Below are 19,743 nucleotides of genomic sequence, written 5' to 3' on the forward strand. Positions count from 1 at the left end.
ACCGGCGGGGGCTGGACGACGAGGCGCGGGCCGACTGACTCGGGCCGGTGCTCGGGGCTCGGCCTGAGCACCGGAACACCGGCGGGCGGAGGAGGCGCTGTCGAGCGCCCCGGCGTCGAGGGCTCAGAGCACCTTGGAGAAGAACTCCTTCGTGCGGGCCTCCTTCGGCGCGCCGATCACCTCGGCGGGGGAGCCCGCCTCGACGATGACGCCCTCGTCCATGAACACGACGGTGTCGGCGACCTCGCGGGCGAAGCCGATCTCGTGGGTGACGACGGCCATCGTCATGCCCGAGGCCGCCAGATCCTTCATCACCTGGAGGACCTCGCCGACGAGTTCGGGGTCGAGGGCGCTGGTCGGCTCGTCGAAGAGCATGATCTCAGGATCCATGGCGAGCGCGCGGGCGATCGCGACGCGCTGCTGCTGACCGCCCGAGAGCTCCGAGGGGTAGTGGTCGGCACGGTCGGCCAGCCCCACCCGGTCGAGGAGCTCGAGGGCGCGCTTCTTCGCCGTCGCCTTGTCGACCCCGGCCACGTGCACGGGCGCTTCCATGACGTTCTCGAGCGCGGTCTTGTGGGGGAAGAGGTTGAAGCGCTGGAAGACCATGCCGATCCGTGCGCGCTGGCGGGCGATCGCCTTGTCGGGCAGGTCGTGGAGCCTGCCCTGTGTGTCCTCCTGGTAGCCGAGGAGCTCGCCCTCGACGCGCACGCGCCCGGCGCTGATCTCCTCGAGCTGATTGAGGCAGCGCAGGAGGGTCGATTTGCCCGAACCCGAGGGGCCGAGGATCACGCACACCTCGCCGGGGGCGATCGTGAGGTCGATGCCCTTGAGAACGTGAAGATCGCCGAAGAACTTGTGAACGCCTTCGACTTGGACCATCGGTGTATTCGTCATGGGGTCACATCCAGGAATCGCGTGTCGACATCGGGCTGGGCGGAAGTGGACTCCCTGCGATCGAAGCCCTTGCCGAAGTGGCGTTCGATGTGGGACTGGATCCACATGAGGATCGTCGTGATGAAGAGGTACCAGATCGCCGCCGTGAGGAGGAGGGGAAGGGGTTTGAACAGGCTCTGGCCCTTGTTCGAGGCGACGTAGGTGAGCTCGAGGGTGTAGGGGATCGCCGAGACGAGCGAGGTCGTCTTGAGCATCGAGATCGTCTCGTTGCCGATCGGCGGGACGATGACGCGCATCGCCTGGGGGAGGATGATCCTGCGGAAGATCATCGAGCGCGGCATGCCGAGCGCGGTGGCCGCCTCCCACTGGCCCTTGTCGACCGAGAGCAGGCCTGCGCGGATGATCTCGGCGAGATAGGCGCCCTCGTTGAGGCCGAGGCCGAGGAATGCCATCCAGAAGGGGGTGAAGTAGGCGGCCGTGTCGACGGTGACGAAGGGCGGGGCGAAGGGGATGCCGAGGCTGATCTGCGGATACAGGCTCGGCAGGAGCGACCAGAAGATGAGCTGCGTGTAGATCGGCGTGCCGCGGAAGAACCAGATGTAGGCGGTGGCGACTCCCCGCAGGATCGGGTTCACCGACTGGCGCATGACCGCCATGGTGATCGCGAGGGCGGTGCCCATCGCCATGGCGATGACCGTGAGGAGCAGGGTGTAGGCGACGCCCGAGACGATCGTCTTGGAGAAGAGCCACTGGGCGACGACTCCCCATTGGAAGTTCGGGTTCGTGACGAGCGCGCGGGCCATGCCCGCTGCGATGAGGGCGACGATGACGGCGCTCGCCCAGCGCCCCGGTCTCGGGACGGGTTTGGCGTCGATGAGTTCGACGCCGTCTTTAAGATGTGCCATGGTTCTTCTCCTGGGAGCAGCGGGTCGGCACCCGGTGGGGTGCCGACCCGCTGGTTGAATCAGAGAGCCGGGTTGAGCTCGGCGGTCTTCAGAGCCGAGCCCTCGGCCCCGTAGGGGGCGAGGATCTTCTCGAAGTAGCCCTCGTCCATGAGGTACTGGAGGGCGGCCTGAACGGCCTTGGCGAGCTGCTCGTCGTCCTTCGCCATGGCGATGCCCTGCGGGGCGGACTCGATCACCTCGCCGACCTGCTCGAGCTGGCCGCCGGAGAGCTCGACGGTGTATCCGATGACGGTGGAGTCGGCGAGCGTCGCGTCGTACTGGCCGCCGATGACCTTCGTGGCGATGTCGGTCTGGAGGTCGAGGGGCATGACCTCGATCTTCTCCTTGCCCTCGGCGACGCACTTGTCGGAGAGCTCGCTCGCGTAGTCGAGCTGGAAGGTGCCGGTCTGGACGCCGATCGTCGTGCCGCAGGGGTTCGCCGGATCGAAGCCCTTCGGATTGCCCTTGGCCACGGCGTAGGCGGAGCCGACCTCGATGTAGGAGACCATGTTCGCGGCCTCGAGGCGCTCGGGGGTGATGGTGAAGGAGGAGGCGCCGACGTCGAACTTCGACCCGAGCTGCGGAAGGATCGTGTCGAATCCGGCGGTCTGCGTGGTGCCCTCGCCCAGGCCCATGACGCGGGCGATCGCATCGATGAGGTCGACGTCGTAGCCGACGGGCGTCTGGCCGTCATCGGCGAGGTACTCGCCGGGGGCGTAGTCGGTGGAGGCGCCGTTGCGCAGGACGCCGCGCTCCTTCACCGCATCGGGGACGAGGGCGACGACGGAGTCGACTGCTTCGAGGGTTGAAACGTCGAAGGGGACAACGGCGGTCGAGGCGGCCTGCTCGGCGCCGGACTCGGCGGTCGTTGAGGACGTCTGCGGGTCGGAGCAGGCGGCGAGGGCGAGTGAAGCCGTGGTCGCCAGGACGAGTGCCGCGGGGAGGGTGCGCATGGGAGGAGCCTTCCGGATGGGATTCAATCAACGCATCAAGTATGCATGACGCTGCATAATATGCATAGTGATGTCTCACGATACGAATGATGCGGGGGTGAGATCGTCCTCACCCCCGCATCGTGCGCACGACTCAACGGCCGCGCATCGCCCTCCGGTTCGGGCGCGCGCGCATCGGATCGATGCCCTTCGGGATCGGCGGCTGCGAGGACTGGAGCGCGGCCAAACGGGCCGAAACCTGCGGGACTTCCTCCTTCGTGAGGACCTTCTTGAAGGAGCGGATCCGGGACTGGAGCTTTGCCAGCTCGACCTGGCCCTCCGCGTGCCCGACCTGGACGACGTGCACCGGCACGTTCTTCGCCACCTTCTGGATCTTCTTGCGCTCGGCGGACATGAGCGGCTGAACGCGGCTCGACGGGCCCTCGGAGATGAGCACCACGCCGGGGCGGCCGATGATCCGCCACACGATGTCCTGCTCGCGGGTGACGGTCAAGGGCTGTTCGGGGATGATCCAGCCCGAGCTAATCTGCGACAGAACGGCGTAGACGGAGCCGACCGTGCCGTCGATCTGGGCGTACATGGCGCGTCGGACGAGGAAGGAGAGCAGCGTCATCGCGACGGTCGCGCCGAAGAGGAGGCCGAGGATCGACCAGACGATCCAGTTGCCCTCGATGAGGACGGCGATGATGAGCGCGATGCAGAGCGTCAGGATCACGGAGCCGACGAGCGCCCATCCGATCCAGGGATAGGTGCGCTTCGTAATGCGGTAGGCGTCCGCGAGGTTGTGGTACCAGCGGCGCTTCTTCGGTGCGGTGTTCTCGCTCATGGGGCGGTGGATCTTCCTGTCTCGGGCCCGATACGGGCCGCGCGATGTTCATCCACAGGATACGCGGACTCTTGTCCCGGTGGGGAATCGGCATGAAACTTCCTCTGTGGAGATCAACGGATATGAACTGGGGTCAATCGCATTCGTCACATCGCGAGGGCCCCTGTGGTCGACCTGCACCCCGGATGGGACTCCGGCGCTGCTCAGCCTGCATTCGAAAGCCGAGGGCGAGGAATGGTCCGAACGATGGAAGGCCTGGGCGCTCGTGCGCTCCGCCCGCATCGCCCGTCTGCTCGACGTCGTGCGTCACGATGACGGGCGCTGGGCGCTCATTCAGGAGAGGGTCCCGGGACGCGCCCTCGACCTCCTCATCGGCACGGCGGCCCTGAGGCCCGAATCGCTGAGAAGGGGCATCGTCTCGGACATCCGCGAGGCGCTGGAAGCGCTCCACTCGGCGGGCCTCGTCCACGGCGACGTGTCGCCGCGCAACGTCCTCATCGATGAGAACGGCCGCGCGGTGCTGGTCGACCTCGCCTTCCCTCCCCGCGCCGGAGGAGGCACCCCCGGCTTCTCCGTCTCGGAGGTCAAGGACGAGGCCGGCGACCTCTCCGCCCTGGAGGCGATTGCGAGCGCCCTGGATCTTCGCGCCGAAGGCGGCGGCGCGGAATGCTCGCCGGCGGATGACGCCGTCGGCATCGTGAGGCGGGCGAGCGAATCCGCGGTGACCGTGACGGCGAGGGCCAAGCGCTCGCCCCGACCCGTGCTCGCCGGGATCCTCGGACTGGCCCTCGTCGCCTGCGCGGCGGCCGCCGTCGTCCTGAGCGCTCCATCGGACGGCGGTGCGCAGGCTCGGGCGATTCCCTCCCCCGGACTCGGCGGCTCCGATCCCGGGAGCTGCCCCTCGAGGGAAGAGGCGCGGACTGAGATCGCGAAGATCCTCGCCGCCCGCGACGAGGCCATCGCCCAAGCGGACGTCAGGGGCCTGGAAGGACGGGTCGGGGGCGCTCTCGGCGCCCAGGACCGCGAGCGGCTGGAGGTCCTCATCAAGGCGGATGCGCGTCTGAGCGGCTTGGAGACGAGGGCGGAGATCCTGGCTGATCCCGAATGCGACGGCGAGGAGGTGCGCGTCGACGTCCGTCTCCTCCAATCGGGGGCCGAGATCTGCCGGAAGGGGGTGTGTGAAGCCGGGCCCGGGCCGCAGGCCGGGGAGCTCCGACTGGTCTTCCCGGCGGGCGCCTGGATCGTCATCGATGCGAAGACTTACAAGGGGTGAATGCGCCGAGCGGGCCGCACGCGCCGGTGCGACCCGCTCGGGGCGGGAGCCCGAAGGGACTCAGAGGGCCAGGTCGGCCTCGAAGTCGCCGGCCTCGAGGCGCTTCTTCACGTCCATGAGGTAGCGGGACGCATCGGCGCCGTCAACGAGACGGTGATCGTAGGAGAGCGAGAGGTAGACCATCGAACGGATCGCGATCGCATCGGAGCCGTCAGCCGCCTTGACGACGACGGGGCGCTTGACGATCGTGCCGAGGCCGAGGATCGCAGTCTCGGGCATGTTGAGGACCGGCGTGTCGAAGAGCGCGCCGCCCGACCCGGTGTTCGTGATCGTGAAGGTCGAGCCGGAGAGCTCGTCGGGGCCGATCTTCGAATCGCGGGTACGGGCCGCGAGATCGTTGATCGAAGCCGCCAGGCCCGGGATGTCCTTCTCGCCCGCGTTCGCGATGACGGGGACGAGGAGGCCGCGGGGCGTGTCGACCGCGATGCCGATGTTCTCGTGATCGAAGTACGTGACGCTCTTGTCGTCGATCGTCGCGTTGATCTTCGGATGGTAGGCGAGGGCCTCGGTAGCGGCCTTCACGAAGAAGGGCAGGAAGGTGAGCTTCGTGCCGTGCTTGGCGGCGAAGGCGTCCTTCGAGCGGGCGCGGAGGGCCGCGATCTTCGTGACGTCCACCTCGATGACCGTCGTGAGCTGGGCCGCGGTCTGGAGGGACTCGACCATGCGACGGGCGATCGTCTGGCGCAGGCGGCTCATCTTCTCGGTCGTGCCGCGCAGGGGCGAGGGCTCGCGGGTTTCGGCGGCCTTCACGGGGGCCTCGGTGGCGGGGGCCGTCGAAGCGGCGGCGCTCTCGGCGGCGCGGCGGGCGGCGACCGCGGCCTCGACGTCCTCGCGGCGGATGCGGCCGCCGACGCCGGTGCCCGTCAGGGCGTCGATGTCGATTCCGGCCTCACGGGCCAGCTTCCGGACGATCGGAGTCACATAGCCCGCGCGGGCGAGGGCTGAGGGAGCGGGGGCCTGGGGTGCGACGGCCGGCGCCGAGGAGGGCGCGACGGGAACGGAGGGGGCGTCGAAGGACATCGCCGGTGCCGCAGGGGCGGGAGCGGCCGGCGCCGCAGGAGCCGTCGGGGCGGCCGGCGCAGCAGGGGCGGCCGGCGTCTCAACGGCTTGAGCTGCGGGCGAGCCCTCGGAGGGCGCGGAGGCGGAGATCACGGCGAGGACCGTGCCGACGCCCACGGTCTCGTCCTCTTCGACACGGATCTCGGCGAGGAATCCTGAGACGGGGGAGGGGACCTCGGAATCGACCTTGTCGGTCGAGACCTCGAGGAGAGGCTCATCGGCCTCGACGGCATCGCCGACGGACTTGAGCCACGTCGTCACGGTTCCCTCGGTGACCGACTCGCCCAGGGCGGGCATCGTCACTTCGGCGCCCTGAGCAGAAGTCGCGGGCGCCGCGGGAGCCGGAGCCCCGACCGGTGCAGCCGGTGCCTGGACGGGCTCGGCAGGGTCCTGCGCAGGCGTTTCGGCGGGGGCCTGCGCAGGGGCGGCCGCCTCGGAGGGATCGCCGATGAGGGCGATCCGAGTACCCACTTCGACGGTCTCGTCCTCTTCGACGAGAATCTCGAGGAGGACGCCGGCGACGGGGGAGGGGACCTCGGAATCGACCTTGTCGGTCGAGACCTCGACGATGGCCTCGTCGACGGCGACGGTGTCGCCGACCGACTTCAGCCAGGTGGTGACGGTTCCCTCGGTCACCGATTCGCCCAGGGCGGGCATGGTCACTGCGGTTGCCATGGATTCTCCTTGGAAGTCGTGGATCAGTTGTGTGCGTGGAGGGGCTTGCCGGCAAGGGCCATCGCGGCCTCGCCGATCGACTCGTTCTGACTGGGGTGGGCGTGGATCAGGGAAGCGACGTCCTCGGGGTGCGCCTCCCAGTTGACCATGAGCTCGCCCTCGCCGATCTGCTCGCCGATACGGGCGCCGATGCCGTGGAAGCCGACGATCGGACCGTCGACGACGCTCACGAGCTTGATGAACCCCTGGGTGCCGAGGATGTTCGACTTCCCGTTGCCCGCCAGGTTGTACTCGACCGTGCGCACGTCATCGCCGTAGAGCTCGCGGGCCTTCTTCTCCGTGAGGCCGACCGAGGCGATCTCCGGCTCGCAGAAGGTGACGCGCGGAATGCCGGATTCGACGATCGGGGCGGGATTGAGGCCAGCGATCTCCTCGGCGACGAAAACGCCCTGGAGGAAGCCGCGATGCGCGAGCTGAAGCCCGGGGACGATGTCGCCGACCGCGTAGACGCCCGCGACTCCGGTGTGCAGGCGCTCATCCGTGAGGACGAAGCCGCGATCCATGCGGATGCCCGCCTCTTCGTAGCCCAAGCCCTGGGTCACCGGGCCGCGGCCAACGGCGACGAGCAGGACATCGGCGTCGAAGGACTTGCCGTTCTCCGTCGTGACGTGCACTCCGCCCTCGTCCTGGGTCGCCCCCGCGAAACGCGTGTTCGTGTGGAAGGCGATGCCGCGCTTGCGGAACGCGCGCTCGAGCTGCTTGGAGACGGCCTCGTCCTCGTTGTTCGCCAGGTGCGGCAGGGCCTCGATGATCGTCACCTCGGCGCCGAAGCTCCTCCACACGGAGGCGAACTCGAGGCCGATGACCCCTCCGCCGAGGACCACGGCGGAACGCGGGACCCAGTCCATCTGCAGCGCCTGATCGGAGGTGATGAAACGGCCCCCGATCTCCAGGCCCGGGATCGAGCGGGAGTAGGAGCCGGTGGCGAGGACGATATGGCGGCCGGTGATGACGCGGCCGGCGACCTCAACGGAGTCCGGGCCCACGAGGCGGCCCCATCCCTGGACGACCTCGACGTTGCGCGAGGACAGGAGCCCCTGAAGGCCCTTGTAGAGCTTGGTGATGACGGAATCGCGATAGGACGCGACCCGCGCCATGTCAATGCCCTGGAATGACGAGAGGACGCCGAAAGCCTCGGACTCGCGGACGGCGTCGGCCGTCTCCGCCGCATGCAGGTAGGCCTTCGTGGGGATGCATCCGCGGTGCAGGCACGTGCCCCCGACCTTGTCGCCGTCGATGAGGGCGACCTTCATCCCCAGCTGAGAAGCTCGCAGGGCGGTGGCGTAACCGCCTGAGCCCGCTCCCAGGATCACGACATCGTATGCTGGTTCGCTCACGTATCCACTCCTTAGTGAAAGTCTTGGCGATCGGGCCTCGCGACCCCGTATAGGTCCATTGTCCCACTTGGACGCCGCGATGTGCTGACCTTGGAGGGACCGAATGGGTGGAACGTCCCACATCCGCCGTTCATCCTGGCGCCCTTCGGCCCTCCTGCCGGGGCCTTCGTGCCCTAGGATCGCGGTCATGGCCGACACCTCTTCGCCCTCGTCACCCCTGCTGGATCGCCCGCGCCAGCCCGCGGGCGAGAGCGTGCAGGACGACCGCCGCCCCTCTCTCGGACTCGGGCGGATCGTGATGGCGGCCTTCTGGGCGGTCGGCATCTGGACGGGCGCGGTCGGGGCCGCTGATCTGCTCGACCACTCGGGGCCCTGGGGGCCCTCGATCCTCACCCTGCTCGCCGGCGCCGTGTACCTCATGGCCGCCGCGGGCATCACCCACAACGGTCGACGCATGCGCATCCTCGGATGGGCCTGCATCGGCACGAGCATCGGCGCGCCGCTCATCCTGTGGGTCGCGGCCCTCGATCTGCCCGAATTGTCCGAAGCCCGCTCGGCGTGGACGGGTTTGGGCGCCGATTTCCATTTCATCCCGCTGGCGGTCTCGCTCGTCGGCGTCGTGTGGATGTGGCTGTCGAATCCTCGGAGGATCGTGGAGATCGCCGAGCAGATCGAACGGCCCTCGCGTTCGAGGCGATGAGGCTCAGAGGCCCGCGGGGAATCCGAGCTGGCGCCAGGCCTCGTACACGGCGATCGAGGCCGAGTTCGCGAGGTTGAGGGAGCGCACGCCCTCGCGCATGTGGATGCGGACGCGCTCCGAGACGCGGGGGTGGTTCATGGCTTCTTCGCTCAGCCCCACGGATTCGCGTCCGAAGAGGAGCCCGTCGCCGTCGGCGTAGGCGACATCGGTGTACAGCGTCGTCGCGTGACCGGTGAACGCCCAGATCTGCCCGGGGATCTCCTCGAGGGCGGAGTCGAGGTCGGAATGGACCTTCACATGCGCGAGGTCGTGGTAGTCGAGGCCTGCGCGCCTGAGCTTCGCATCGTCCATATCGAAGCCGAGGCGCTCGACGAGATGGAGCATCGCGCCGGTGCAGGCGGACAGGCGGATGGCGGCGCCGGAGTTCCCCGGGATCTCGGGTTCGAAGAAGACGATGTGGAGCATGGGCTCCATCCTGCCACTGCGCGGGGCGGGGATCCGACTCAGAGGGGGCGCGCGGGGATCTCGTGGGTGACCGTGAGACGGGCCCGGGCGATCGTGTGCGCCAGCATCCGGCCGGAGCAGGCCGCAGGCGTCGCCTCGTCATCGAGGCCGAGGGTGTCGAGGTCGAGGGCGTGGACCGCGAAGATGTAGCGATGGGGGCGATCGCCGCGCGGGGGAGCGGCCCCGAAGTAATCGGGGTCGCCGTGATCGACGCGGATGTGGAAGGCCGCGCCGTCGAGCTCGAGATCGGAACGGCCGGCTCCGCGCGGCAGCGTCGTCTGGTGCGGCGCGAGATCGACGACCATCCAATGCCACCACCCCGAGGGCGTGGGGGCGTCCGGATCGAAGCAGGTCACGACGAAGGAGCGCGTCTGCTCGGGAAAGCCCTCCCAGTGGAGGTGCGGCGAAGTCGAGCCGCCCGCGAGGGTCGCCGATTCGGGCATCGGGGCCCCGTCGACCATGTCGGCCGACACGAGGTCGAATCCCGGGACGGGCGGGAGCAGGTCGTAGGGGTCGGGGGCGATGGGCCGGGCGAGCAGATCCACGGGTCCTCCTTCGGTGCGGATGGCTTCCAGTGTCCTCCTTTTCGAGGGGGAATGGGGGCGGACGCACATGCCGGCGGCATCCTCTACACTTGTAGAACACGTGTTCGACGGAGGTGGGTGATGCTCGCTGCGCAAGAACGCCTGCGACGCGCCAGGCGGGCGCTGCAGGCCGCGGAAAGCGATGCCGGCCTTGCCCGTCCCGTATCCGAGAGCGCTCGGGGGTTTTCCCGCGGCGACGGGGTCTTCCACGTGAGCGGAGGGAACGGGCGGATCCTCCGCGCTCTCGGCGAAGCCCTCCCCGAAGGGGGATGGGGCGGAATCATCGGGCTGAACGACCTCGGATGGGAGGCCGCGGCGAAGGCCGGGGTCGATCTCTCCCGCATCCTCGTCATCCCCCGGCCGATGGGGGACGGAGCGCAGGTCTGCTCCCTCCTCCTCGAGGCCCTCGACCTCGTCTGCGCGGACGGGGAGCTCATCGCCCCTCCGGCTCGGCGCCGTCTCGCCGCCCTCGCGCGTTCGCACAGACGCATCCTCCTCACGACGACCCGCTGGGCGGGCCTGTCCCGCCCCTGGCGGGCCTGCGCGGAGCCTGGCGCTGCGAAGGCGATCTCATGAGGCGCATGGTGCTGTGGGTCCCCGATTGGCCGGTCGCCTCCCTCGTCGTGGATCTTCCCCCCGGCGCTCGCGGCGCCGTCGCCCGACGCGAGCGCATCGAATGCGCCACGATCGGGGCGAGGGAAGCGGGAGTGCGCCCGGGAATGCGCGTGAGCACCGCCCAATACCTGTGCCCGGACCTCATCATCGCCCCCAGGGACGAGGACCGCGAAGGGCGCGCCTTCGAAGAGGTCCTCAGGGCTTTCGACTCGGTCGCGGCAGGCGTCGTCTCATTCCGGCCGGGGCTCGCCTCGGCGCCGGCCCGCCCCGCCGCGCGGTGGCACGGATCGGAGGAGGCCGCGGCCTCGGCCCTCGTCGATGCCGTCGCGGCGGCCACGGGCGTCGAATGCTTCGTCGGGGCGGCTTCGGGGCCCCTTGCGGCGATCGCGGCCGCGCGGGAACAGCGCATCGTCCCCGATTCCGATACGGGGGCCTTTCTCGCGAAGATCCCGCTTCGAGAATGCCTCCCGCTCCTGCCCCCCTCCCTGCGTGCCCAGGGGCGTGAGGGGATCGCCCTGCTCGATGTCCTGGGGGTGCGCACCTGCGGGGACCTCCTCGCGCTCGCCCGGGGGCGTGAGCTTCCGCTCGCCCGCCCTGCGCGGATTCCTGCGGATCTCAGTCGCAGCATCGAGCCGGAAGAAGACGCCGCCAGCCTCGATCTCATCGTCTTCCCCGTGCGTCGAGCGGCCCTCTGCCTGGCCGAGGAGCTCGCGCGCACCGGATTGAGCTCTCAGCTCCTCGAAATCGAGACCGAGACCGAGGACGGGCGCTCGCGCCGGCGCACCTGGTCGGGAGTCGATGTGGGCGATCCCGCCGTCGTGGTGGAAAGGGTCCGCTGGCAGCTCAAGGGCTGGATCGATCACCCGGACGCCGAGGGGGCGCCCGCCGCGAGGCTCCGCCGCATCCGCGTGACGGCCGCGCAGCCCTTCGCCGCCGGAGCATCGCGCCCCCTGTGGGGAGGCGAATCCGAGCGGAGTGAAATCGAGCGGCTCGTCGAACGCCTCCGTTCCCTCCTCGGCGAGGACGCGGTCAAGACGCCGCGCCTTCAAGGGGGCTGGGATCCTCGGACTCGGGCGGTGCTGCTCCCCTGGGGCGAAACGGATCCGGACGCCCCCGCGCGTGAGGGCGAATGGGAGGGGAATCTCGCCCTGTCCCCCTCAACAGTCCTGGAGGCGCCGGAACCCGTTCTCCTCCTCGGGGGCCTCACGGGCTTCGAAGCGGTGGGCGTGACGGCGAGGGGGGAGCTCGACCGGACTGCGCGACGGCTGCGCTCAGATGACGCTCGACCCCGCCGCGGGCCTTCCCTGCTCGCGGGGCGCACGCTCAGCGTCGAGGTGCTCGGCAGGCCCTGGGCGATACGGGGGCGGTGGTGGGAGCCCGGCGAGCTCCGGGGCGCACGCGTCTACGTGCGCGTCCGCCGCCCGGAGGGGGCGGATCTGCTGCTCGTCAACAGGGAGGGGCGGTGGTGGATCGACTCCGTTTTCGACTAGCCCCGAGAGCGCGACCCCGCGGGGGAATAGAATGACGAGATGCGCATTTCGTTCGAGACGGCACTGATCCTCATCGAATCCGAGGATCGGGAGCTCATGTCGCGCGTGGGACCGGCGAACTGGGCCAAAGGCGTGACCCTCCTGAGCTCGGGCAAGCTCGTCTCCGTCGAAGAGGCCGAGGAGGCGCAGACGTGGACGGCGCGGGTCCGCGATCGCGGACTCGCCTACAAGACCTGGGTGCGCGTCCTGCCGGGAAGGATCGAACTCAGCTGCGCCTGCCCCCTCGGGGAGGACTGCGCGCACGCGGTGGCGCTTCTTCTCACCCTGCGCGACGAGGCGCGCGCCCTCGCGCATGAGCCCGCGCCCTGGCGGACCCGCCTCGCGCCCCTGGTCGGCGGGAGGGGCGCCCGCGGAGAACCCCTCGCGCTCCTCGTGAACACCGCTGAACGCCCCGACGAGATCCTCCTCGAGCCCCTGCGCCGCGGCAAGATCGTCCCATGGACGCGCAAGCGCGCGAGCTGGCCCGACCTCGTCTCGACCCAGTGGGCCTCGGTCACCGAGGGAATCGATCCCGCCCATCTGGCCCTCATGCGGGAGGGCTACGCGCTGTCGCGCAAGGAGGACGCGTGGCACTCGCGCAGCGAGGTCCGTCTCTCCTCACTGGGGCCGGACGCCCTCAGCTGGCTGCGCCGCCTCGCCCGAGAGGGCGTCGCCCTCTTCGCCTCCCTCGATGACTTCGCGCCTCTGAGGCTCGACACGATCACCTGGGACCTGGGCCTGGACCTGAAAGCGGTCGACTCCGGCATGAGGCTCGACCGCCTCGCCACGAACGGCGAGGAACGGATCATCGATCCGCGGATCGACGAGGGCGCGGGACTCATCGTTCTCGACGGGGGCGCCCGACTCGGAGCCCTTTGCGGAACGGAGCTCCTGAACCTCGTGCCCGCGCAGGGCCTCGCCATTCCCGCCGAGGACGTCGCCGACTTCACGACGGCGTTCCTCCCCGTTCTCAAGCGCCAATTCCCGATCGTCTCGGTCGATTCCTCCGTGGATCTCGCATCGCCTCCGCCCGTCCGCCTCGTGGCGACGCTGCGCCTCGAGGACGCGCGCACGCTCCTCGTGCGCTGGTGGGCGGAGTTCGACTGCTCGGGAACGGCATCGCGGGTCCTCCTCCAGCGCGGCCTCGACGCGCCGGGAGTCGCCGAGCTCGCCGCGAGAATCGACGTCCTCGGCCGCACCGCGGCGTCGAGAGGACTGTGGGAATCGGGCCCCGCGACACTGCGTCTTCCGGGCTGGCGCATCCCCGAATACCTGGATCGCGTCGTATCGGCCATCGATGATCCGGACCTCGTCTGGGACGTCGACGAAGCCGTATCCGGCGTGGAGGTCGACGCCGAGCCCCTGGTGATGACGGTCGACATGGCGGACCGCGACTCGGACTGGTTCGGACTGAAGGTCCGGCTCGATGTCGGCGGCGTGGAGGTGCGCCTCGCCGAGGTCCTCCGCGCCCTCGCCGAGGGCGAGGACCACCTCCTCGTGTCCGGGCGCTGGGTGAGCCTCGACGGACCGCGTTTCGAGGCGCTTGCGGCCCTCCTCGCCGAAGCCCGGGCGCTCAGCGATGAAGAGGAGCTGGCCATCACCCCCCTCCACCTGGGACTGTGGCGGGAAATCGAAGAACTCGCCGATCATGCGCGCGCCGCCCGCGAATGGGAGGAGCGCGTCAGGGGCCTCTCCTCGTTCGCCGAGGTCGAGATCGTCCCTCCCGTCGAAGTCGAGCTGCGTCCCTACCAGCGCGAGGGAGTCGAGTGGCTCGCCTCCCGGGCGGGAGCGGGCCTCGGCGCGATCCTCGCCGACGACATGGGACTGGGCAAGACCCTCCAAGTCCTCACCGCCATCGCCTCGACCCGCCCCGATCCTGAGGCCCCGCCCGTCCTCGTCGTCGCGCCGACTTCGGTGGTGTCGACATGGAAGCGCGAGGCGCAGCGCTTCTTCCCCGGTCTGCGCGTGCGCCTCGTCGGCGAAACCCGCAGGAGGCGGGGAAGCCCCCTTTCCGAGGCCGCGGCCGGTGCGGACCTCCTCGTCACCTCGTACACCATCGCCCGACTCGAAGCCGAGGAGTGGGCCGGAATGGAATTCTCCGGCCTCGTCCTCGACGAGGCTCAAGCCGCCAAGAACCCGAGGACCGCGATCTACAAGGCCCTTCGCTCTCTGCGCACCCCCTGGGCCTTCGCCGTGACCGGCACGCCGGTGGAGAACTCCCTTTCGGACCTGTGGGCCCTGCTCTCCCTGACCGACCCGGGCCTCCTGCCCTCCTGGACGACCTTCACGCGGGCCATGCGCAAGCCGATCGAGGATGAGGGCGATGAAGAGGCCCTCGCCAGGCTCCATCGCCTCGTCGCGCCCTTCATGCTGAGGCGCACGAAGGAGGAGGTCGCCTCCGATCTTCCGGACAAGGTCGAAACCCTCGTGCACATCGATCTGGGCGCCGAGCACCGCAGGATCTACGAGCAGGCGCTCATGCGCGAACGCGCGAAGATTCTCGACCTCGCCGGGGATTCGGCCAAACGGATCGACTTGCTCGCCTCCATCACGCGCCTGCGCCAGCTCGCCCTCGATCCGGCCCTCGTGGATCCGGCATACGGCGCAGCGGGCTCGGCGAAGATCGAGTACCTCGCCGACGTGCTCGACGAGATCGTCCCCAGGGGGCATCGCGCCCTGGTCTTCTCCCAATTCACCTCCTTCCTGGCGCGCATCCGCGACGTCCTCGAACGTCGGGGCGTACGGGTCGTGCAGCTCGACGGGTCGACGAGGGACCGCGAAGGTGCGATCGACGATTTCCGCTCGGGACGGGCGCCCGTGTTCCTCATCTCGCTGAAGGCGGGCGGTACGGGACTGACCCTGACGGAAGCCGATTACGTGTACGTCATGGATCCGTGGTGGAATCCCGCCGCCGAGGCCCAGGCCGTGGATCGCGCGCACCGCATCGGCCAGGAGAAGAAGGTCAACGTCTACCGCCTCGTCGCCGCGGACACGATCGAGGACCGGGTGGTCGCCCTTCAGGAGCGCAAACGCGCGCTCGTCACCTCGGTCGTCGAGGGCGCGGGGGCCGCAAGCGGATTGAGCGCGGCCGATCTCGCCGCCCTTCTCGACTGAGCGCCCTTGTCGAACAGATGTTCGATACCATGTCCGGGTGAGCAGAGCCCAAGCACCCGTGCCCTATGCGGAACTCCACGCGCATTCGGCCTTCACCCTGCTCGAAGGGGCCGATCAGCCCGAAGACCTCGTGCGCACCGCGGCCGATCTCGGCCTCGAGGCGCTCGCGGTTCTCGACGTCGATGCGATGCGTTCAGCGGTTCAAGCCGCCACCGCCTCGCGGCGCTTCGGCCTCCCCGTCGTCCAGGGCGCCGAGCTCACCCTCGATGCGGCCTGCCTCACGCAGATCGACCCCGCCGCACGGGGGAGGGGCTGGGGCCTCGTCCCGGGAGCGGAGGACCCGGGCGTGCGCCTGCCCGTCCTCGTCTCCTCGCCGAAGGGCTACACGGCCCTGTGCTCGGCGATGAGCGCCCACGCCCTTTCCCGCCCGGGGCGCCGCCTCAGCCCCCACGGCCTGGCCGGACTCTCGGGGAGCGCCCGCGACTGGTACGTCCTCTCGGGGACGGGGCGGGGGCCGCTGCGACGCGCCCTCGTCTCCGGGGGACTCGCCGGCGCCAGACGGATGCGCGATCTGCTCATCGAGGCCTTCGGGCGCGAGCGCCTCCTCATCGAATCCGCCCTCGGACCGCATGACCCGGATGAACTCGCAGATCTTCTCGCCCTGCTCGCCGACGAGAAGGATCTTCCCCTGGTCGCAACGGGAGCGGTGCGCTGCGCGACTCCGGCGTCTCAGGCGATCGGTGATGTCCTCGCGGCGACGCGCCTCGGGGTCCCCCTCAGCCGGGCCGAGTCGCATCTGCCCGCCCTGCGGTCCTTCCTGCGCAGCGGCGAGGAGATGCTGCGCCTCCATCACCGCCATCCGCACGCGCTTGCGAACAGCGTCGAGATCGCCCGGAGGACGGCCTTCGACCTGCGCCTCCTCGCCCCCGGGCTCCCGCGCACCCGCGTGCCCGAGGGGATGGACGAGGAGGGCTGGCTCGCCGAGCTGACCAGGCGCGGAGCCCTCGAACGCTACGGGGGCAGGGAATCGCACCCGCGCGCCTGGGAGACCATCGACCGCGAACTCGGGGTGATCAACGCCCTGGGATTCCCCGGATACTTCCTCATCGTCAAAGAGATCGTCGACTTCTGCGCGGAGCGGGGGATCCTCTGCCAGGGCCGGGGCTCGGCCGCGAACTCGGCGGTGTGCTACGCGCTGGGGATCACGGCTGTGGACGCGGTGCGCCACCGCCTCCTCTTCGAACGCTTCCTCTCCGCGGGGCGCTCGGGTCCTCCCGACATCGACATCGACATCGAGGCGGGGCGGCGCGAGGAGGTGATCCAGCACGTCTACTCGATGTACGGCCGCGAACGCGCGGCTCAAGTGGCGAACGTCATCACCTACCGCCCCCGCTCGGCCATCCGGGACGCCGCGCGGGCATTGGGCTACGCGCCCGGCGTTGCGAAGGCATGGTCGAAGGAGGCGCCCGACCGGGATCCTTCGGGCCCCGAAGGGGAGGGCGCATCGGCGGATGGCGGGATCCCGCCACTGGTCTCCTCGATCGCGCGTGCGCTGCAGGGATTGCCGCGGCACATGGGGATCCACTCCGGCGGCATGGTCCTCAGCGAACAGCCGGTCGCCGGGATCTGCCCGATCGTCTGGGCGGCGAAAGAGGGGCGGAGTGTCCTTCAATGGGACAAGGAGGACTGCGCGGATGCGGGGCTCGTGAAGTTCGACCTCCTCGGGCTGGGGATGCTCACCGCATTGAGGATCGCGTTCACGCGCCTCGCCGAGGCCGGGGAGTCCGGCCGCGACGGGGCTCGCCTCGGCCTCCACAACCTGCCCGAAGAGGACCCCCGCGTCTACGACCTGCTGTGCGCGGCGGACACCGTCGGCGTGTTCCAAGTGGAATCGCGCGCTCAGATGAACACGCTGCCCCGTCTTCGCCCCCGCTGCTTCTACGACATCGTCGTCGAAGTGGCCCTCATCCGTCCCGGTCCGATCCAGGGAAGGGCCGTGAACCCCTATCTGAGGCGCCGACTGGGAAGGGAACCCGTGTCCTACCCGCATCCGCTCCTCGAACCCGCTCTGGCGAAAACCTTCGGAGTCCCGATCTTCCAGGAGCAGCTCATGCAGATCGCGATCGACGCCGCGGGTTTCTCCCCCGCGCAGGCCGATCGCCTGCGTCGGGCGATGGGGGCGAAGAGATCGCCGGAGCGCATGGAGGAACTGCGCCCGGCCCTCATGGAAGGGATGGCCGCGCACGGGATCGGGGCCGCTGTCGGCGAGGAGATCTTCGCCCAGCTCAAGAGCTTCGCCGACTTCGGTTTCCCCGAGTCCCACGCCTTCTCCTTCGCGCACATCGTCTACGCCTCCGCCTGGCTCAAGGTGCATCATCCCGAGGAGTTCTACGCGGCCCTCCTCGCCGCTCAGCCGATGGGCTTCTACTCGCCGGCCTCGCTCGTTCATGACGCGCGCCGCCACGGGGTGCGCATCGCCGGCCCGGATGTGAACTCCTCGGAGCTTTCGGCACGAGTCGCCCGCTGCGAGGGGAGCGGGCCGAGGCCCTCCGTCGACGCCCCCGTCGCCCTCGACGTGGATCCCTCCTCCGTGCTGCGCCTGGGCTTCGACTCCGTGCGCGGAATCGGGGCCGGGGGAGACAAGATCCTGAAGGCGCGCGAAGAGGGGCCCTTCAAGGATCTCGGGGAGTGCGCCCGGCGGGCGAGTCTGTCGGAGTCCGAGATCCTTCGCCTCGCGAAAGCCGGGGCCTTCACGAGTCTGGGGGTGTCGGCCCGTGAAGGGGCGTGGGCGGCGGGGGCCCTCGGCAGGTCCTCGTGGGTTCAGCCCTTCCTCCCGGGAACCGAGGTCGGGGGTGATGCCCCCGGACTCCCGGAGATGGGCGAAGAGGAGGCCCTGCGGGTCGAATGGGACGCCATGGGTCTCACAGTCGAGCGCCACCCGCTGGAGTGCGCGCGCCCGGAGCTTCGCGAACGCGGCGTGATGAGGGCGATCGATCTCACAGGCGAAGCCGAGGGGGCTGTCGTGAGCGTCGCGGGCATCGTCACCCACCGTCAGCGCCCGCACACCGCGAAGGGGATCACCTTCCTCTCGCTCGAGGATGAAACGGGTCTGATCAACGTGTCCTGCGCGAAGGGGGTGTGGGAGGCGCACAAGAGCGCGGGGCTCTTCTCGCGGGCGCTCGAAGTGCGCGGGCGCCTTCAGCTCGGCGACGGGGCCATCGGCATCGAGGCGCATTCCCTGCGCCCGCTGTCGATTCCCGTCCCCGCCCGCTCTCGAGACTTCCGTTAGGACGCCGTCTCCTTCAACCCCACGAGGGCGCCGAGCTCCTCGACGCTCGATGCGACCGCGACGCAGGGCGCCAAGTCCGAATCCTCGCCGTAGCCCCACGAGACGCCGATGACTTCGACGCCCGCGGTCCGGGCGCCCTCGACGTCCCAGATCGAATCGCCCACGAGGACCGGGCGCGACACGTCCGCACCGAGCGCGTCGAGCCGGGCGAGGGCGTCCGCGATGACCGTCGCCTTCGTCGACCCCGGCCCGGGAGTGGCTCCGGCGATCACGTCGAAAGCCGGGGTCAGGCCCAGGTGCTCGAGCTGGGCGGCCGCCATGTACTGCTGCTTCGAGGTCGCCGTCGCCAGCGGGAGGCCCTGGGCGTGGAGGCGGTGGAGGAGTTCGACAATGCCGGGGAAGGGGAGCGGGTCCAGGAACATCGCATCGTAGATCCTGCGGTAGCTCTTGACGAGAGCCGCGACCAGATCGCCCTCATACCCGAGGTCCGAGAAGGAATGCCACAGGGGCGGGCCCACATAGCGGCGGAGACGGTCGGCCCCGGGCACGTCCAGCCCCGCCTCCTCCAGGGCCAATTGGAAGGCGCGCGTCACCTGCGGTGCGGAATCGACGATCGTTCCGTCGACGTCGAAGAGGACGCAGCTCCAGGGCTCAGACATGGGGATTCCTTCTCCAATGGCGGTTTCAACGCCTATCCTCCCATGAGGGACCGATAGGCTGAGACATCGTGAAAGATATCGACGAGGCTCGCAGAGCCGCCCGCAAGTCGGCAGCCGATGTGGAACGCGCGAGAGAGAAGGCGTGGCGCGTCTTCTTCGAGGCCTCGGGGCGCCTCCAAGGAATCCTGGAATCGCGCCTCAAGCGCTCATGGGGGCTCACCCTGGTGGACTACAACGTCCTCCTCGCCCTGTGGGAGACGCCCGATCACCGCCTCCGGATGAGCGATCTCGCCTCACGGGTCGTCTACTCGCCTTCGCGCCTCACCTACATCGCCGAGCATTTGGAGCGCGACGGATGGCTGCGCCGCGTGGCGTCGCCGAACGACCGGCGGAGCCTCATCGCGTGTCTCACCTCACAGGGGATTGCGACGATCGAATCGGCTGCGGAAGCGCATCGGCAGATCATCCGCGAATACCTCCTGAAAGGGGTGGATGACGAGGAGATCGGCGAAATCGTGCGGATCTTCTCGGCGATGGGCGACCGCCTGCGCTCCGAGGAGCCGAAGGGGCGCTGATCCGGCCCCCGTCTCGCTTTTTCGCCGTCAGCACGCGGGAAATCAGCATTCGTGAAGGTCGGGGCCGACTTCGATTTGCCAAGCGCCCATCGG

At 69.5% G+C, this 19,743-nt stretch carries 16 protein-coding genes; 7 read left to right on the forward strand and 9 right to left on the reverse strand.

The window, feature by feature from the left end; genetic code table 11:
* Positions 1-123: 123 nt before the first annotated feature.
* The 4 genes from HD592_RS05780 to HD592_RS05795 form a co-directional block, all read right to left on the reverse strand.
* Positions 124-894 (reverse strand): amino acid ABC transporter ATP-binding protein, encoded by a 771-nt coding sequence (locus HD592_RS05780; protein ID WP_281398996.1) that lies wholly within the window; start codon positions 892-894, stop codon positions 124-126.
* Entirely contained in the window at positions 891-1,799 is a 909-nt protein-coding gene (locus HD592_RS05785) for an amino acid ABC transporter permease (protein ID WP_154477735.1), read from the reverse strand. Before HD592_RS05785 ends, HD592_RS05780 begins: the two co-directional genes overlap by 4 nt.
* Before the next feature lie 59 nt (positions 1,800-1,858).
* Positions 1,859-2,791, reverse strand: coding sequence for an ABC transporter substrate-binding protein (locus HD592_RS05790; RefSeq protein WP_184452478.1), 933 nt, complete (start codon positions 2,789-2,791; stop codon positions 1,859-1,861).
* Positions 2,792-2,924: 133 nt separating this feature from the next.
* Positions 2,925-3,617 carry a DUF4191 domain-containing protein gene (locus HD592_RS05795; protein ID WP_184452479.1) on the reverse strand — a complete coding sequence of 231 codons (693 nt, stop codon included), beginning with the start codon at positions 3,615-3,617 and terminating at the stop codon, positions 2,925-2,927.
* Between the two features lie 106 nt (positions 3,618-3,723).
* Between HD592_RS05795 and HD592_RS05800 the strand changes: the two genes are divergently transcribed.
* On the forward strand, positions 3,724-4,890 hold the full coding sequence (locus HD592_RS05800) for a protein kinase domain-containing protein (protein ID WP_184452480.1): 1,167 nt from the start codon (positions 3,724-3,726) through the stop codon (positions 4,888-4,890).
* A 60-nt stretch (positions 4,891-4,950) separates the two neighbouring features.
* On the opposite strand, the gene sucB is transcribed toward HD592_RS05800, so the two are convergent.
* Together sucB and lpdA are read right to left on the reverse strand one after the other, a co-directional pair.
* Complete coding sequence (sucB, locus tag HD592_RS05805) at positions 4,951-6,684, reverse strand: 2-oxoglutarate dehydrogenase, E2 component, dihydrolipoamide succinyltransferase (RefSeq protein ID WP_184452481.1); 1,734 nt, start codon at positions 6,682-6,684, stop codon at positions 4,951-4,953.
* A 23-nt stretch (positions 6,685-6,707) separates the two neighbouring features.
* Positions 6,708-8,081 carry a dihydrolipoyl dehydrogenase gene (gene lpdA, locus HD592_RS05810; RefSeq protein WP_184452482.1) on the reverse strand — a complete coding sequence of 458 codons (1,374 nt, stop codon included), beginning with the start codon at positions 8,079-8,081 and terminating at the stop codon, positions 6,708-6,710.
* A 187-nt stretch (positions 8,082-8,268) separates the two neighbouring features.
* Between lpdA and HD592_RS05815 the strand changes: the two genes are divergently transcribed.
* Positions 8,269-8,781 carry a hypothetical protein gene (locus HD592_RS05815; protein WP_246429994.1) on the forward strand — a complete coding sequence of 171 codons (513 nt, stop codon included), beginning with the start codon at positions 8,269-8,271 and terminating at the stop codon, positions 8,779-8,781.
* A gap of 3 nt (positions 8,782-8,784) precedes the next feature.
* On the opposite strand, the gene HD592_RS05820 is transcribed toward HD592_RS05815, so the two are convergent.
* On the reverse strand, positions 8,785-9,246 hold the full coding sequence (locus HD592_RS05820) for a tRNA (cytidine(34)-2'-O)-methyltransferase (RefSeq protein ID WP_184452483.1): 462 nt from the start codon (positions 9,244-9,246) through the stop codon (positions 8,785-8,787).
* Positions 9,247-9,284: 38 nt separating this feature from the next.
* Complete coding sequence (locus HD592_RS05825) at positions 9,285-9,830, reverse strand: YbhB/YbcL family Raf kinase inhibitor-like protein (protein WP_184452484.1); 546 nt, start codon at positions 9,828-9,830, stop codon at positions 9,285-9,287.
* A 120-nt stretch (positions 9,831-9,950) separates the two neighbouring features.
* On the opposite strand from HD592_RS05825, the gene HD592_RS05830 reads away from it, so the two are divergent.
* The 4 genes from HD592_RS05830 to HD592_RS05845 are packed head-to-tail and all read left to right on the forward strand — an operon-like array spanning position 9,951 to position 18,416.
* A complete protein-coding gene (locus HD592_RS05830; RefSeq protein ID WP_184452485.1) occupies positions 9,951-10,445 on the forward strand; it encodes a hypothetical protein in 495 nt (164 codons plus the stop codon).
* Positions 10,442-11,974, forward strand: a complete 1,533-nt coding sequence (locus tag HD592_RS05835) for a Y-family DNA polymerase (RefSeq protein WP_184452486.1) — start codon at positions 10,442-10,444, stop codon at positions 11,972-11,974. Before HD592_RS05830 ends, HD592_RS05835 begins: the two co-directional genes overlap by 4 nt.
* Positions 11,975-12,013: 39 nt before the next feature.
* Positions 12,014-15,127, forward strand: coding sequence for a DEAD/DEAH box helicase (locus HD592_RS05840; protein ID WP_184452487.1), 3,114 nt, complete (start codon positions 12,014-12,016; stop codon positions 15,125-15,127).
* A gap of 37 nt (positions 15,128-15,164) precedes the next feature.
* Positions 15,165-18,416 (forward strand): error-prone DNA polymerase, encoded by a 3,252-nt coding sequence (locus HD592_RS05845; RefSeq protein WP_320657575.1) that lies wholly within the window; start codon positions 15,165-15,167, stop codon positions 18,414-18,416.
* On the opposite strand, the gene HD592_RS05850 is transcribed toward HD592_RS05845, so the two are convergent.
* Complete coding sequence (locus HD592_RS05850) at positions 18,413-19,075, reverse strand: HAD family hydrolase (protein WP_184452488.1); 663 nt, start codon at positions 19,073-19,075, stop codon at positions 18,413-18,415. The genes HD592_RS05845 and HD592_RS05850 overlap by 4 nt on opposite strands.
* A 68-nt stretch (positions 19,076-19,143) precedes the next feature.
* Between HD592_RS05850 and HD592_RS05855 the strand changes: the two genes are divergently transcribed.
* A complete protein-coding gene (locus HD592_RS05855; RefSeq protein WP_407822370.1) occupies positions 19,144-19,650 on the forward strand; it encodes a MarR family winged helix-turn-helix transcriptional regulator in 507 nt (168 codons plus the stop codon).
* The last annotated feature ends 93 nt before the right edge of the window (positions 19,651-19,743 follow it).

Origin of the sequence: Schaalia hyovaginalis (assembly GCF_014208035.1) — a bacterium.
Lineage (GTDB): Bacteria > Actinomycetota > Actinomycetes > Actinomycetales > Actinomycetaceae > Pauljensenia > Pauljensenia hyovaginalis.